Annotated in this window: 11 protein-coding genes; 3 read left to right on the top strand and 8 right to left on the bottom strand. The window is 70.9% G+C overall.

What is annotated here, in order from left to right; translation table 11 throughout:
• Nucleotides 1-22: 22 nt before the first annotated feature.
• Entirely contained in the window at nucleotides 23-5,518 is a 5,496-nt protein-coding gene (locus NAMU_RS10785; protein ID WP_015747440.1) for an ATP-binding protein, read from the top strand.
• 177 nt (nucleotides 5,519-5,695) lie between these two features.
• On the opposite strand, the gene NAMU_RS10790 is transcribed toward NAMU_RS10785, so the two are convergent.
• A complete protein-coding gene (locus tag NAMU_RS10790) occupies nucleotides 5,696-6,979 on the bottom strand; it encodes an MFS transporter (protein ID WP_015747441.1) in 1,284 nt (427 codons plus the stop codon).
• Nucleotides 6,980-7,161: 182 nt separating this feature from the next.
• Between NAMU_RS10790 and NAMU_RS10795 the strand changes: the two genes are divergently transcribed.
• Nucleotides 7,162-7,506, top strand: coding sequence for a hypothetical protein (locus NAMU_RS10795; RefSeq protein WP_015747442.1), 345 nt, complete (start codon nucleotides 7,162-7,164; stop codon nucleotides 7,504-7,506).
• Between the two features lie 97 nt (nucleotides 7,507-7,603).
• Here NAMU_RS10795 and ptsP read toward each other — a convergent pair whose 3' ends face one another.
• The 6 genes from ptsP to NAMU_RS10825 all read right to left on the bottom strand — a co-directional run bounded on the left by ptsP (nucleotide 7,604) and on the right by NAMU_RS10825 (nucleotide 13,615).
• Complete coding sequence (gene ptsP, locus NAMU_RS10800; protein ID WP_083785795.1) at nucleotides 7,604-9,265, bottom strand: phosphoenolpyruvate--protein phosphotransferase; 1,662 nt, start codon at nucleotides 9,263-9,265, stop codon at nucleotides 7,604-7,606.
• Between the two features lie 185 nt (nucleotides 9,266-9,450).
• A complete protein-coding gene (locus NAMU_RS10805; protein WP_015747444.1) occupies nucleotides 9,451-9,720 on the bottom strand; it encodes an HPr family phosphocarrier protein in 270 nt (89 codons plus the stop codon).
• A gap of 154 nt (nucleotides 9,721-9,874) precedes the next feature.
• Entirely contained in the window at nucleotides 9,875-11,434 is a 1,560-nt protein-coding gene (locus NAMU_RS10810; protein ID WP_052307898.1) for a PTS fructose transporter subunit IIC, read from the bottom strand.
• The gene (locus NAMU_RS10815; protein WP_041368734.1) at nucleotides 11,434-11,883 is read right to left on the bottom strand and encodes a PTS sugar transporter subunit IIA; all 450 of its coding nucleotides are present in this window, start codon (nucleotides 11,881-11,883) and stop codon (nucleotides 11,434-11,436) included. The genes NAMU_RS10810 and NAMU_RS10815 overlap by 1 nt, the downstream gene beginning before the upstream one ends.
• Entirely contained in the window at nucleotides 11,880-12,857 is a 978-nt protein-coding gene (gene pfkB / locus NAMU_RS10820) for a 1-phosphofructokinase (protein ID WP_015747445.1), read from the bottom strand. Before pfkB ends, NAMU_RS10815 begins: the two co-directional genes overlap by 4 nt.
• Nucleotides 12,854-13,615 carry a DeoR/GlpR family DNA-binding transcription regulator gene (locus NAMU_RS10825; protein WP_015747446.1) on the bottom strand — a complete coding sequence of 254 codons (762 nt, stop codon included), beginning with the start codon at nucleotides 13,613-13,615 and terminating at the stop codon, nucleotides 12,854-12,856. Before NAMU_RS10825 ends, pfkB begins: the two co-directional genes overlap by 4 nt.
• 352 nt (nucleotides 13,616-13,967) lie before the next feature.
• Here NAMU_RS10825 and rlmN point away from each other — a divergent pair, with 352 nt between their 5' ends.
• Nucleotides 13,968-15,086 carry a 23S rRNA (adenine(2503)-C(2))-methyltransferase RlmN gene (rlmN, locus tag NAMU_RS10830; protein ID WP_015747447.1) on the top strand — a complete coding sequence of 373 codons (1,119 nt, stop codon included), beginning with the start codon at nucleotides 13,968-13,970 and terminating at the stop codon, nucleotides 15,084-15,086.
• Between the two features lie 33 nt (nucleotides 15,087-15,119).
• Here the strand turns inward: rlmN and NAMU_RS10835 are convergent, their stop codons facing one another.
• Nucleotides 15,120-16,028 carry a DUF5979 domain-containing protein gene (locus NAMU_RS10835; protein ID WP_138180096.1) on the bottom strand — a complete coding sequence of 303 codons (909 nt, stop codon included), beginning with the start codon at nucleotides 16,026-16,028 and terminating at the stop codon, nucleotides 15,120-15,122.
• Between the last annotated feature and the right edge of the window lie 71 nt (nucleotides 16,029-16,099).

Raw genomic sequence — 16,099 nt, forward strand, 5'->3', positions numbered from 1 at the left:
AGTGGATGGAGGAGCACCAGGCATGTTTTCGCGCATTGCGGTGATCAATAGGGGTGAACCCGCGGTCCGGCTGATCCGGGCCGTGCGAGAGCTGAACGCAGAGTTCGGCTACGGGATCAAGGTCATTGCCCTGCACACCGAGTCCGAACGTGGTGCGCTGTTCGTGCGGTTGGCCGACGAGGGCGTCCGGATCCGGGAGAAGGGCGAGCTGAGCAGCCCGTACCTGGATCACGCGGTGCTGCGCAAGGCGCTGATCGAATCCAAGGCGGACGCCGCCTGGGTCGGTTGGGGTTTCGTGGCCGAGGACCCGACCTTCGCCGAGCTGTGCGAGGAACTCGGGGTGACGTTCATCGGCCCGCCGCCGGAGGCGATGCGCCGGTTGGGCGACAAGGTCGAGGCCAAGTACATGGCCGAGGCGACCAATGTGCCGGTGGCGCCCTGGTCGGGCGGCCCGGTCGAGACGATGGAAGAGGCGCTCGAGCACGCCAAGAGCATCGGCTACCCGATGATCCTCAAGGCCCGCAGCGGCGGCGGCGGTCGCGGCATCCGAATGGTGTTCGACCCCGCGGAGCTGGAAGAGGCCATCGAGCGCACCCAGTCCGAGGCGCAGAAGGCCTTCAACGACCACGTGATCTTCATGGAGCATCTGGTCCAGGGTGGCCGGCACATCGAGGTCCAGGTCATCGCCGACAACTACGGCAATGCGTGGGCGCCCGGCGTGCGGGACTGCTCGATCCAGCGCCGTAACCAGAAGCTGATCGAGGAATCGTTCTCCCCGGCGCTGACCAAGGAGCAGGCGGCCGACCTGGCGGCCCGGGCGATCGACCTGGTGCTCGCGGTGGGCTACCGCGGCGCGGGCACGGTGGAGTTCCTGTACCAGCCGGAGAAGAAGACCTTCGCCTTCCTGGAGGTCAACACCCGGCTGCAGGTGGAGCACCCGATCACCGAGGCATCCACCGGCATCGACCTGGTCAAGCTGCAGATCCTGGTGGCCGACGGCTACAAGTTGGAGGGCGACTGCCCGCCGGTGTTCGGACACTCGGTGGAGGCCCGGCTCAACGCCGAGGACGCCGACAACGGGTTCGCGCCCTCGCCGGGCAAGGTCGAGCTGCTGACCCTGCCGGTCGGCCCGGGCATCCGGGTGGATACCGGCATCGCCACCGGTGACGCGATCTCCCCGGACTACGACTCGATGGTCGCCAAGATCATCGCCTGGGGTCGCGACCGGGACGAGGCCCTGGCCCGGCTGCGGGTCGCGCTGCGCGAGACCACCGTGGTGGTCAAGGGCGGCACCACCACCAAGTCGTTCCTGCTCAAGCTGCTGGACCGGCCCGAGGTCATCGACGGCACCGCCGACACCGGCTGGCTGGACCGGGCCAACCTGCATGAGGATCCGGAGCTGGCCGCCGGGGCCGACGTGGCCCTGCTCTACGTCGCGGCCGACGTCTACGAGTCCGAGGAGCAGTTGGAGCGCGACGCGTTCCTGCGGTCGGCCCACGGCGGTCGCCCCAAGGCCTCGCACGAGGTGGGCCGGGAGATCGAACTGGGCTACCGCGGCCAGACCTACAGCCTGAACATCGCCCAGATCAGCCCCCGCCGGTACCGGGTCGAGGTGCCCGGCGGCGGCGTCGTCGAGCTGGAGCTGGAGCGTCAGTCGAAGTTCGAGAGCCGGCTGTCCATCGGTGACCGGCGGCACCAGATCGTCGCGGCCACCAACGCGGCCGGACACCTGGTCGAGGTCGACAGCGTCAGCCACCGGGTCAGCCGGGACGAGGGCGGCATGGTCCGCTCGCCCGCGCCGGCGGTGGTCGTGGCCCTGCGGGCCGCGCCCGGCGACGACGTCCAGGCCGGGGACACGATCATGATCCTCGAGGCCATGAAGATGGAGACCGCGGTCAAGGCGCCGTACGCGGGCCGGGTCCGCGAGATCCTGGCCTCGGTGAACTCGCAGGTCGACGCCGGCGGCGCGCTGCTGCGGCTGGACAAGATCGAGGAGGAGGGCGCCGCGTCGACCGCGCCGGTGGTCGAGTTCTCGGCCGACTCCGTGGTCGACCGCAGCGATCTGCGGGTCAAGGCGCTGCGTGACCTGCGGGCCCTGCGGGCTCTGGTGATGGGCTACGACGTGTCCGCGCAGCGGGCCAAGTCCCTGTGGAGCGAGTACGACCAGGTCCGCGAGCAGGTGCCGTTGGACGACGACGAGTTGCTCGGCGCCGCCCTGGACGTCATGGAGACCTTCGCCGATCTGGCCGAGCTGTCCCGGAACCGTCCGGCCGGTGAGGAGGAGTCCGGCGACGAGCAGGTGCACAGCCCGCGCGAGTACTTCCACTCCTACCTGCAGTCGCTGGACCTGGAGGTGGCCGGTCTGCCGGAGGGCTTCCGGTCCCGCTTGGCCAAGGCGTTGGCCCACTACGGCGTCACCGATCTGGAGCCGAGCCCGGCGCTGGAGGAGGCGGTGTACCGGGTCTTCCTGGCCCAGGAACGGGTCGGCGACCAGATCCCGATCATCGCCGGCCTGCTGGAGCGGTGGCGCACCCGCGCGTCGCTGCTGAGCGAGGAGATGCGCCAGCGCGTCGGTGCCGTGGTCGAGCGCCTGGTGGTCGCCACCCGGTCCCGGTACCCGCTGATCGGCGACCTGGCCCGGTCCATCCGGTTCGAGGTGTACGAGCGGCCGGTCATCGAGGCGGCTCGCACGTCGCTGTACGAGGAGGTCCGGGCGGACGTCGGGGTGCTGGCCGAGAATCCGGGCGCGCCGAACCGGGCCGAGCTCATGGACACGCTGGTGGCCAGCTCGGAGCCGGTGGTGCGGCTGATGGCCGAGGAGTTGCTGGGTCGCCCGTCCGGGGTGCCGGCGATGCTCGAGGTGATGAACCGCCGGTACTACAAGATCCGCGATCTGGAGGATGTGGAGGTCACCGAGATCGATGGCCGCCCGTCGCTGACCGGCAACTACGAGCTGGGTGGCAACCGGCTGTACCTGATCTCCACCACGGCGACGCACGCGGATCTGCCCGCGGCGCTGTCCGCGGCCGACGCGGCGGCGAACCTGGTGCCGGATCCGGCCAACCTGGTCACCGACCTGTACGTGGCCTGGGCGGACGCGCCGGAGGACCCGGATGCGATCTCGGCCGAGCTCGCCCGGACCCTGCAGGACTACGGCACCATCGCCGGCGGTCGCCGGGTGACGGTGACCGTGGCGTTCAACGAGGCGGCGCCCGACGTCCTGCAGTTCACCTTCCGCCCGGGTTCCCACGGGCTGGCCGAGGAGCGGGTCATCCGGGGCATGCACCCGCTGACCGGTCAGCGGTTGGATCTGTGGCGGCTGAAGAACTTCAACGGCACTCGGGTGCCGGCGGCCGAGGGCACCTACGTCTTCCACCTGGTCGCGCCGAACAACCCGGCCGACGAGCGGTTGGTGGCCCTGGCCGAGGTCCGTGACGTCACGCCGGTGCGGGACGCCGACGGACACGTGGTGTCGTTCCCGGCCGCCGAGCGGGTCCTGGCCGCGTGCCTGGAGTCGATCAGGCGGGCCCAGGCCGGGCTCAGCGGCCGCAAGTCGCTGCAGAACAACGCGATCTTCCTGCACGTGTGGCCGCCGGTGGAGGTACCGGTGTCGGATCTGGGCCGCTTCGCCCAGGACACGGCGCCGCTGACCCTGGGCACCGGGCTCTCGGAGATCACGGTGCTGGCGCGGCTGCGGCAGCAGGACGGTTCACTCAAGGACGTCGCCCTGCGCTTCGCCTTCCAGGCCGGCGCGGGTGTGCAGGTGACCGTGAGCGACCCGCCGACCGAGCCGCTGGCCGTGCTGGACGACTACGCGCTCAAGGTGCAGCGGTCGGCCGCTCGCGGGGCTGCCTACCCGTACGAGATCATCCCGCTGCTCACCGGGGCGAACGGGCAGTTCACCGAGTACGACTTCCGGGACGACAACACCTTCGGTCCGGTGGACCGCGGGCCGGGTCAGAACAAGGCCGGGGTCATCGTCGGGGTGGTCACCACGCCGTCCGAGCGGTATCCGGAGGGCATGACCCGGGTGCTGATGATGGGCGATCCGACCAAGGCGCTGGGCACCGTCGCGGTGGCCGAGTGCAACCTGATCGCCGAAGCGGTGAAGATGGCCGGCGAGAAGGACCTGCCGGTCGAGTGGTTCACCCTGTCCTCGGGCGCCAAGATCTCGATGGACTCCGGCACGGAGAACATGGACGGCGTGGCCAAGGCGCTGCGCGAGATCGTGCTGTTCACCCAGAACGGCGGCGAGATCAACATCATCGTCTCCGGCATCAACGTGGGTGCACAGCCGTACTGGAACGCCGAAGCGACCATGCTGATGCACACCAAGGGCATCCTGATCATGACGCCGGACTCGGCGATGGTGCTGACCGGCAAGTTGTCGCTGGACTACTCCGGCGGCGTCTCGGCCGAGGACAACTTCGGCATCGGCGGGTACGACCGGGTCATGGGCCCGAACGGGGAGGCGCAGTACTGGGCGCCGAACCTGTCCGGTGCGGTGGACATCCTGTTCCAGCACTACGAGCACGCCTACCACGCGCCGGGGGAGAAGTACCCGCGGCGGGCGGCGACCAGCGACCCGCTGGACCGCGACGTCCGGTCGGCGCCGCACGTGCACCCGGACAGCCCGTTCACCACGGTCGGCGAGATCTTCGCCGAGGAGACCAACAAGGACCGCAAGAAGCCGTTCGACATCCGCGCGGTGATCAATGCGATCGCCGACCAGGACCACGCGACCCTGGAGCGTTGGGCGGGCATGGCCGAGGCCGACACCGCGGTCGTGGTGGACGCCCACCTGGGCGGCTACCCGGTGGCCATCCTGGGCATCGAGTCGCGGGCCATCCCGCGGCGCGGTTTCCTGCCCTCGGACGGGCCGGACTCGTTCTCCGGCGGCACCCTGTTCCCCAAGTCGAGCAAGAAGGCCGCGCGGGCCATCAACTCGGCATCGGGGTCGCGGCCGCTGGTGGTGCTGGCCAACCTGTCCGGGTTCGACGGCTCACCGGAGTCGCTGCGCAACATCCAGCTGGAGTACGGCGCCGAGATCGGCCGGGCCATCGTCAACTTCGACGGCCCGATCATCTTCTGCGTGATCTCCCGCTACCACGGTGGTGCGTTCGTGGTGTTCTCCGGGGCGCTCAACGACAACATGGAGGTCATCGCCATCGAGGGCTCGTACGCCTCGGTGATCGGTGGCGCGCCGGCGGCGGCGGTGGTGTTCACCCGTGACGTGAACAACCGCACCGCCAACGATGCCCGGGTCACCGAGCTCGAGGCCCGCATCGCCGACGCGACCGACGACGCCGAGCGCAGCCAGCTGCGGGTCGAGCTGGCCGAGACCCGGGCCGCGGTCCGGTCCGAGAAGCTCGGCGAGGTGGCCGTGGAGTTCGAGCAGATCCACAACATCGAGCGGGCCCGCGAGGTCGGCTCGGTGCACACGATCATCCCGGCCGTCGACATGCGGCCGTACCTGATCGAAGCGGTGGAGCGGGGCATGGCCCGCACCGGCGGCTGACCGACCCACAGCCAGTGACGCCAGGCCCGGCCGGGGAGCTCCCCGGCCGGGCCTCGGCGTTTCTGCTCTTGCCGCCCAGAAAATCCGTGTTGATCATGGCGAACTCTGCTCGACACACCGGCGACACGCCGATTCCGTGGCAGACAACGCCATGATCAACAAAAAAGTGTGCGGGGCTCAGCTCGAGGCGCGGGCCGGCAGCCGCCGCGCGCCGATGATCAGCGGCACCGCGGCCAGCACGATCGCGGCGGACAGGGCGTTGAGACCGGCGAAGCCGATCAGGCCGAGCAGGGGACCGGAACCGGCCGCGCCGATCGCCGCCGAGACGTTCATCGCCGCGTCGGCGCCGCCCTGCACCCGGGTCCGGTCGGCCACCGGCACCGATTCGGTGAGCAGGGCCGAGGCCGGCACCAGCACCAGGGACCAGCCCACGCCCAGCAGGAACAACCCGGCGGTCACCCATCCCATGGACGCGCCGGCCAGGCCGGCGACCAGGGTCGCCGCCAGCAGCGTGCCCCCGCCGGCGGCGATGAGCGGGAGCCGCCCGTAGCGGTCCGCGGCGATGCCGACCAGCGGCGAGAACGCGAACATGCCCAGCACGTGGATGCTGATGGTCAGGCCGACGATGCTGATGGTGGCGCCGTGGTGGTCCATGTGCACGGGCGTCATCGTCATCACGCCGACCATGACGGTATGCGCCGCACACATGGCCACCAGCGCGGTGCGGGCCCCGCTGAGCCGCCAGGCCCGGGCCATCGCCGGCCCGGTACCCGACCGCGGGGTGTGCGGGTCGACGTGGGTGAAGGTGCCGGCCAACAGCAGGGGATCGGGGCGCAGCAGCAGGATCGCGGCCGTGGCCAGGGCCTGCATGACCGTGGCGATGACGAACGGCCCGGCCATCGGGGCCAGCCCGAGGACGCCGGCCAGCGCCTCGCCCGGCGCGCCGAGGTTGGGTCCCAGCACGGTGCCCACCGTGGTCGCCCAGACCACCAGCGACAGCTGGCGGGACCGGTGCTCGGGCGCGGACAGATCGGTGGCCGCGTACCGGCTCTGCAGGGACGCCGCGCTGCCGGCGCCGGAGATGCCCAGGCCGTAAATCAGCGCCACGGTGGGCAGGGTGCCGGGTTGCTGGGCGATCTGGGCGGCCAGCACGAGCGCGGCCGAACCGGTCGTGGCCAACGTCCAGGCCAGCCCGAGCGAGACCCGTCGGCCGAAGCGGGCGGCCAGCACGGCCAACGGGATGGCCACCAGGGCGGCGACGACCGTCGTCGAGGTGCGGGCGACCCCGGCCCAGCCCTCGGACCGGGTGACCTGGGTGGCCAGCAGGATGCCCACCGACAGGCCGGCGCCGAAGCCGATCCCGCCCAGCACCTGGGCCGCCGACAGCAGGATCAGCGTGCGGCGCTGGACCGCGGTGACGCGGGGTTCGTGCTGCCAGACGGTCTGCTCCGGTGAGGGCATGGCCTGCACGGTATCGGCCGCGAGCGGTCTCAGCGGATCGAGCCGGGCGTCACAGCTCGCGGACAGCCGGGCCGCGCACCGTGGACGACGTGCAGGCGATCACGGCAGCCGACCCTCCGCCGTCCACCGATCGCGTCGAGCCGAGGAATCGGCGTCGACGTTGGTGGCACCGGTCGGCCGGCGTGGCGGTCGCCGTCACGGTGTTGCTCGGCTCGACCGGCCCGGCGGCCAACGCGTCGGTCCATCGGCCGACCCGGGCGCAGCTGGCCGCGGTCGCCGCGGAGACCGTCGACGGTCCGGTGCACGGCGAGTTCCCGGTCGTGCAGGCCGACGGCTCGGTGCAGACCCGGCGCTGGCAGTGGGGCGAGGTGGTCGCGGTCGACCAGCCGCGAGCGGGGGAGCCGGCCGTGCTCACCGTCGCCAGCGTGGACGGTTTCGCCGGTGCGTATCGGGTCGGACCCGACCAGCTCGCCGGCATCGCCCTGGGCGCCGAGGTCACGGTGGTCGGCCTGCTCCAACCGGCCTGAGCGCCCACCCTGGCTTCGCTGATCATTTCCGCGCCGAACCGGACGGATCCGGTCCGCGCCCGCGGGAATGATCAGCGAAGCAGCAGGGGAGGGCAGACTACAGGGCGAGCAGGATCTCCGGGTCGACCAGGGCCTCCACCGCGGACCTCGCGGCGGCGGCGTCGATCGCGCCCCGAGCGGCCGCCGCCAGCTCCTCGCACTGCGCGGTGGTGGTGCGGGCCAGCGCATACCGCACGGCCGGCACCCCGTTCGGCGCCATGGACAGGCTGGTGATGCCCAGCCCGACCAGGACCAGGGCCAGCAGCGGGTCACGGGCGGCCTCGCCGCACACGCCGACCGGCTTGTCGGCGGCTTTGCCGGCCGCGCCGGCCATGGCGATCAGATCGAGCACGGCCGGCTGCCAGGGATCGAGCAGCTCGGCCAGCTCGCCGGCCATCCGGTCGGTGGCCATCGCGTACTGGGTCAGGTCGTTGGTGCCGATGGAGAAGAAGTCGACCTTCTCGATCAGGTGCGGCGCGCGCAGGGCCGCGGCCGGAACCTCGATCATGATGCCGCCGACCGGCAGATCGTGGGATTTGACCCGCTGCTCGAACGCCTGCGCCTCGTGCACCGTGGCGACCATGGGGGCCATCACCCAGACCTTGGCGCCGGTGGCCTTGGCCGCCTGCGCGATGGCGGTCAGCTGATCGTCGAGCAGCTGCGGGTACCGGCGGTCCATCCGCAGACCGCGCACGCCCAGGGCGGGGTTCTCCTCCTCGTCGCTGGGCGCGAAGGCCAGCGGCTTGTCCGCGCCGGCGTCCAGGGTGCGGACCACGACCTTGCGATCGCCGAAAGCCTGGAACACCTTGGTGTAGGCCTTGACCTGGGTCTCGACCGACGGCGCGGTCTTGGAGTCCAGGAACAGCACCTCGGTGCGGAACAGGCCGACGCCCTCGAGGTCCTGCTTGGCCGCCTTCTCGGCGTCCTCGACCTTGCCGATGTTGGCCAGCAGCTGGACGGCCTGGCCGTCCTTGGTCTTGCCGGGGCCGCCACTGGACTCCTTGAGCGCGGCCCGGGCGCTGGCCCGGGCCAGGATGGCTTCCCGCAGGCTGTCGTCGGGGTCCTTGACCACGGTGCCGTGCGCGGCGTCGACGGCGATGATGTCGCCGTCGACCAGCTCCAGCGCGCCGGCCGTGCGCACGACGCAGGGCAGGTCGAGCTGGGCGGCGATGATCGCGGTGTGGCTGGTCGGCCCGCCGAGCTCGGTGACGATGGCGACGACGTGGTCCAGATCGAGGGTGGCGGTGTCGGCCGGCGCCAGGTCGGCGGCCACGACGACCGACGGCTCGGTCATCTGCGGCAGCCCCGGCGGCTTCTGGCCCAGCACCTGGGCCACGATCCGGTCACGCACGTCACGCAGGTCGGTGACCCGCTCGGCCATGTAGCCGCCGCTCATCTCCAGGATGGAACAGAAGCCCTCCACGGCCTGGTCCACGGCCGTGGCCGGACCGACGCCGGTGGCCATCCGGCGCAGCACGTCGGCCAGCAGGCCCGGATCCTGGGCCATCAGCGAGGTGGCCTCGAGCACCGCGGCCACCGTGGACTCGGCCTGGGCGGCCCGCGTCCGCAGGTTGCTGGCGACGTACTCGAAGGACTGCTGGACCAGATCGGTGGCCTGCTCGATGTTCGCGGCGGCGGCCTCGTGGGCCGGGGGGGCGCACCGGGGGAGCCAGCTTGACCACCTTGCCGACCGCGGAGCCGCGGCCCACCCCGACTCCAGTCAACGGCGATGTGGTCTGTCCGGTCGCGGAAGGGGTGGTGGTCGTCATCGGTTTGATTCACTCCAGGATCACGGGACGGGGGCTAAGTCGATCGCCAGGTCGATCCCCGGGACGATCGGTAGGAGGTGGCGGACGCCGGGCCGGTCCGGCCGGAGCCGATCACGGCCGGCGTCCGCCGGCCGGCTCAGGGAGCGTCGTGGTCGACCTCGAGCAGCTCGACCAGCTGGTCGAGGGCGGCGTCGGCGCCGTCACCCTCGGCGGTCAGGGTGACCTCGTCGTTGTTGCCGACGGCCAGGCCCATGACCATCAGGATGCTGCGGGCGTCGACGGGATCGCCGTCACCCTTGGCAATGGTCACCGGCAGCCCGGTGGCGGTGACGGCCTGGACGAACAGCGAGGCCGGGCGGGCATGCAGGCCGACGCGGGACGCGACCTTGACCTTGCGGGTGGGCATTCATTGACTCCTTAGTCTTCGGACAAGCCGATCGATTGGTGTGGCACCGGTCACTCTAGAGGTGGTCGCACGAAGCCGGGGCCGCGACCGACATCGTCGCAGCCCCGGCCTCGGAGTGCAGGGTGGAACACAGGTCAGGCTCGATCAGCCTCGATCAGGCCGCAACACCTTCGGCGACGTCCTCGGCGTGGGCCAGACGCTCGGTCTTCTTGGCGTCCAGGCTCATCAGGAAGACGACCAGCGCGGCGGTGATGACGGTGCCGATCGCGATCGCCACCAGGTACAGCACCGGGCTGCTGACCAGCGGCAGCACGAAGATGCCGCCGTGCGGGGCCCGCAGCTCGTTGCCGAAGCCCATGACCAACGCACCGGTGACCGCGGAGCCGACCATGCACGACGGGATGACGCGCAGCGGGTGAGCGGCGGCGAACGGGATGGCGCCCTCGGTGATGAACGAAGCACCCAGCAACCAACAGGCCAGACCGTTCTCGCGCTCGGCCTCGGTCCACAACTTCTTGCGGACCGCGGTGGCCAGCGCCATGCCCAGCGGCGGGGTCATGCCGGCGGCCATGACGGCGGCCATGATCTGGAACGCCGGCGACGATTCGCTGGCCACGGCGGTGGTCAGGCCGGCCGCCGCGAAGGTGTAGGCCACCTTGTTCAGCGGGCCGCCCATGTCGAAGGCCATCATCAGGCCCAGGATGGCGCCCAGGACGATGCCGCTGGCACCGGCCAGGCTGTTGAGCCAATCGGTCAGCGCGGTGGTCAGCGCGGCCACCGGCTTGCCGACGACGAAGATCATGAACAGGCCGACGACGATGACCGAGACCAGCGGGATCACCACGACGGGCATGATGCCGCGGACGCCCTTGGGCACCCGGAGCCGGGTGAGGGCGTAGGCCAGACCGCCGGCCGCGAAGCCGGAGATCAGACCACCGAGGAAGCCGGCGCCCAGGACCGCGGCCAGCAGGCCACCGACGAAGCCGGGGACCAGGCCGGGCCGGTCGGCGATGCCGAAGGCGATGTAGCCGGACAGCACCGGCACCAGCAGGAAGAAGGAGATCTTGCCGAGCGCGAACAGGATGCCCGCGAAGCCGGCCTGCGAGAGCAGCGTGTCGAAGCTCTGGCCGGACGGGAAGCCCAGGGGCAGGCTGCCGGCGACGTTCTCGTAGGTGACGCCTTCGAACTCACCGCCGTAGAGCTTGGTGACGACCTCGTCCCCACCGAACAGGAAGCCCAGGGCGATGAGGATGCCACCGGCCGCGACGAACGGGATCATGTAGGAGACACCGGTCATCAGCCACTGGCGGACCCGGGTGCCGACACCCACGTCGCGGGCGGCGGACTTGCCGGGGGTCGGAGCGGCGGCGGCCATCGCGGCCGCCTCCGGGGTGCCGGCCTTGGGGGCGTTCTCGACCGCGGCGATGGCGGCCTCGAGGACGGCCTTGGGGTCGTGCACGGCCTTCTTGACGCCGACATCGACGAAGGGCTTGCCGGCGAACCGGTCCTTGCCCTTGACCTCCAGATCGGCGGCGTAGATGACGCCGTCGGCGGCCGCGATGATGTCGTCCGACAACGGGACGGTGCCGGCGGAGCCCTGGGTCTCGACCTGGACGTCGTGGCCGAGGTCCTTACCGGTCTGCTCCAGGTTCTCGGCGGCCATGTACGTGTGCGCAATGCCCGTCGGGCATGACGTGACAGCGACGAACTTCATCAGCTACCCACCTCGGACTGAACGTAGGACGCCACGGCGGCTTCGTCGGCGGCGTCGATGATGGTCTGGCGGAAGGCGGGACGAACCAGCCGGCGGGCCAGCGCCGCCAGGATGGTCAGGTGCTCGGAACCGCCACCGGCGGGGGCGGCGATCAGGAACACCAGCGTCGCCGGGCCGTCGGGGGCGCCGAAATCGACGCCGCCGGGGACCCTGGCCAGCCCGAGGGAGGGCACGGTGACGTGCTCGGAACGGGCGTGCGGGAGGCCGATCCCGCCGGGCATGCCGGTGGCCATCTGCGCCTCGCGGGCGGCCACGTCGGCCAGGAAGCCCTCCAGATCGGTGACCCGACCGGCGGCCTGCAGCTTCTGCGCGAGCTGCCTGGTGGCGTCGGCCTTGTCGGTGGCCACCAGGTTCAGGACCACGAGTTCGGGTGTGATCAGGTCGGTCATGATGCGACGTCCTTCACTGCTTGGAGGGGATCGGGATCGGCGACGACGCGGACTGCGTCGGCGCAGGCTCGGGTTTGTTCGGGGCTCGGCACCGTAGTACCCGGAAGCAGGCAGGCCGCCCGCCCCCAGGCCACCGCGGTGGCCAGCCGTTGATCGGGACTACCGGTCGCGTGCAGGTAACCGGACAGGGTGCAGTCACCCGCGCCCACGGTGCTACGGGGCACCAGTGGCGGGCCGCCGGCCCACCATGCCCCCTCCTGCGTGATCAGCAGGGCCCCGTGGCCGCCCATGCTGACCAGGAGTTCTTTGGTGCCCTTGGCCCGCAGGTCGCGGCCGGCGTCGATGACGTCGCCGACGGTGACCAGTTCGCGGCCCAGGATCTCCTCGAGTTCCTCGAGGTTGGGCTTGATCACGGTGGCACCGGCCTCGACCGCGGCGGCCAGCGCCGGGCCGGAGGTGTCCAGGGCCACCGGGACCCCGGCGGCCACCGCGAGGGCGGTCACCCGGGCGTAGAAGTCGTCCGGGACACCGGCCGGCAGGCTGCCGGCGGCCACCAGCCACGCCGGACGCGGTTCGAGGTGATCCTCGACCGCGCTCAGCAGGGCGGCCAGTTCCTTGTCGGACAGCGCGGCCCCGGGCTCGTTGAGCTTGGTGGTCGTCCCGTCCTGCTCGACGACCGCGATGTTGGTCCGGATGCTGCCGGAGATCGGGACCGGGAAGGTGCGGACCTTCTGCGGCTCGAGCAGGCCGATGATGCGCTGGGCATCGATGCCGGCGGGCAGGATCGCGGTGGTTCGGTGTCCGTGCTTGGCCAGGACCCGCGCCACGTTGACGCCCTTGCCGCCGGCCTCGACCAGGGCGGCGCTGGTGCGCTGCACCTCGCCGACCTGCAGGACGGGAACCTCGACCGTGTGGTCCAGGCTCGGGTTGGGGGTCAGGGTGACCACGGATCCGGGACGGGTGGCGTCGGTCATGCCTGCACGACCTCCACGCCGGCGTCGTGGATCTCTCGGGCCATGTTGGCATCCACCTCACTGTCGGTGATCAACGTGTCGACCTCGGACAGGTCGGCTACGTGGGCGAACTCGTCGTGCCCGACCTTGCTGTGGTCGGCCAGGACGATGGTGCGGCGGGCCGAGGCGATGAGCGACTGCTTCACGGCTGCCTCGGCCAGGTCGGGGGTGGTCAGACCGCGGTTGCGGCTGATGCCGTTGGTGCCGGCGAAGGCCACGTCGGCGAGCACGCTGCGGTAGCCGGCCTGGGACCAGCCGCCGACGGCGGCCAGGGTGCCCTGGCGAACCTGGCCACCGACGAGCAGCAGCGTGATGTTGGGCCGTTCGGCCAGCATTGCGGCAATCGGCAACGCGTGCGTCACCACGGTGAACTGCCGGTCCGCGGGCAGCATCTCGGCGAGCCGGACGGTGGTGGTGCCGGCGTCGATGATGATCGAGCCGCTGTCGGGCAGCTCATCGAGCGCGGCCTTGGCGATGCGCTCCTTGTGTTCGGCGTTGCGGCTGGTGCGCTGGGCGACCGGGAGTTCGAGGCCGAAGCGCTCGACCGGGATCGCCCCGCCGTGAACTCGGCGGACCAGGCCGCGCCGCTCCAGCTCGTTGAGGTCGCGACGAATCGTCTCCGGCGTGACGTCGAACTGCTCGGCCAGCATGTTGACATCCACCCGACCGACCGAGCGGGCATGGCCGAGGATGGCCTGCTGCCGTTCCGGTGCGTACATGTCGACTCCACTGTCGGGTGGGGGGCCACTGATGGATCAGTGGCCCGGTGCCTGCTAAATCGTGGCCTCAGCCGCTGGACTCTGCGAGTTGGCGCAAACCCTGCCGTGTGATGCCGGTTACGAGTATGAACGACTCGAGTCCCCGATGTCAACACACTCGGAAGCAATCGGATTGATTCGGGTCCAAAGTCCTGTCCGAATGAGTCTGTTTCGCGGCTGGCGAGGGGTTCAGCGTGGATCCTGGGCGTGTTGAACCGAGCGAGGCCGGGCCGGCGTGACCGGATTGATAGCAACCTGGCATCAACCGGCGACGGTCCCGGCCCGATCACGACCGTGGGAGAATGGGCCGGCTATGGCTGCCTCCCTTCCGCTCGTGTTCACCGCCCCTCGTCGGGGTCGGCCGCCGACCCACTTCGTCGACCTGTCCCCGGACGAGCGCCGGGCCGCCGTCCGCGCCGCCGGGGCGCCCGAGTTCCGGGCCAAGCAGCTGGCCCACCACTACTTCGCCGGGCTGACCCGGGACGCGGCCGAGATGACCGACCTGCCGGCCGCCGGCCGGGCCGAGTTCGTCGATGCCCTGCTGCCCGAGCTGCTCACCGAGGTCCGCTCACTGGCCTGCGACGACGGCTCCACCCGCAAGACCCTGTGGCGGGCGCACGACGGCACGCTGATCGAATCGGTGCTGATGCGCTATCCCGACCGGATCACCCTGTGCGTGTCCTCGCAGGCCGGCTGCGGCATGGCCTGCCCGTTCTGCGCGACCGGACAGGGCGGGTTGCAGCGCAATCTGTCCACCGGGGAGATCGTCGAGCAGGTGCGGCTGGCCGCGCGGATGGCCCGGGACGGGGCGCTGGGGGAGCCGGGCCGGCTGTCCAACGTGGTGTTCATGGGCATGGGCGAACCGCTGGCCAACTACAACCGGGTGCTCGAGGCGGTCCGGGCGATCACCGCACCGGCGCCGTCCGGCCTGGGTATCTCGGCGCGGTCGGTCACCGTCTCGACCGTCGGGCTGGTGCCGGCGATCCGCCGGCTGACCGAGGAGAAACTGCAGGTCCGGCTGGCGGTGTCGTTGCACACCCCGGACGACGAGCTGCGCGACACCCTGGTGCCGGTCAACGAGCGGTGGAAGGTCGCCGAGGTGCTGGCGGCCGCCCGGGAGTACGCCGACACCACCGGGCGCCGGGTGTCGATCGAGTACGCCCTGATCCGCGACATCAACGATCAACCCTGGCGGGCCGACCTGCTCGGCTCGCTGCTGCGCGAGCATCTGGGTCCGCTGGTGCATGTCAACCTCATCCCGCTGAACCCGACTCCCGGGTCGCAGTGGGACGCCTCGCCCCGCCCGGTGCAGGACGAGTTCGTCCGTCGGGTCCGGGCCCAGGGGGTCGCCTGCACCGTCCGCGACACCCGCGGGCAGGAGATCGCCGCCGCCTGCGGTCAGCTCGCCGCCGAGGGCGTGCGATCGAACTGATCGGCGGCCGGACCGTCCGATTGCCGGCGCGGATCAGGCCCGGCGGTTGCGCCGGGACAGAATCACCAGCAGGACCGTCCCGACCATGATCAGCCCGATTCCAGGGATCAGCAGCGATTCGAGTCGTTGACCGGTCTGTGCGAGCAGGCCGGAGGGCGGGTCGCCGGACGCGTCGAGCGACGTCTCGGTGACAAAGCCATCGGCCGTGCTGGATGGCGGCGTCCAATCGATGGTGGACACGGTCGGGTCTGCCGACGAAGTCGTGATGACCGTCTGCCTCTGAGTGACGGTCGTGGGCACGAACACGGTGGTGGGCACGAACACGGTGGTGGGCACGAACGCGGTGGTCGGCACGAACACGGTGGTGGGCACGCTCACCGTGGTCGCCTCGGTCTGCGTCGTGGTCGTTGCTGCGGTGATGGTCGTCGTTGCGGTGACGGTGGTCGTTACGGTGACGGTCGTCGTCGGGACGACCTGTCCGTCGTAGCTGTTGATCACCTCTGCCGTTGCGGTCTGATCGGAGGGGATGGTGATCGGGCCGGGGAGCACCGTCACCACGCCGATGCCGTCACCGGCTCCGTTCACCGGCTCAGTCACCGTGCAGACCGTGCCCGCGGGAATTGAGGTGAACAGCCGGCTCTGGGCGTCAATCGCCCCGGCGTCGATGATCCAATCGATGGGATCCTGCCCGGTGCAGGAGAGCCTGATGGTGACACTGCCCTGGGACCCGGCGGCCGCGCCGGTGATGGTCTTGGTCAGCTGCAGTGCCCCGGCCGGTTGGAGACGGGCCAGCGGGGTCAACGTGCCGATCTCGCTGATCACGCGCTCGGTGGCGTCCCCGAGCACGGGAAGAGGTCCACCGGTTCCGTGCTCGATCGGCGTGGCCAGCGCCGGCGGCGGGCCGATCAGGACGCACAGGGTGGGGGCCATGAGGGCGAGCACCGCGCGCAGCCACCTGCCCCGGACCCGGTGCATGTTCGTCCCCCGCCTCCTCGATTCCGGCGGAATGTACC

This window comes from Nakamurella multipartita DSM 44233, from assembly GCF_000024365.1.
GTDB classification, from domain to species: Bacteria; Actinomycetota; Actinomycetes; order Mycobacteriales; family Nakamurellaceae; genus Nakamurella; species Nakamurella multipartita.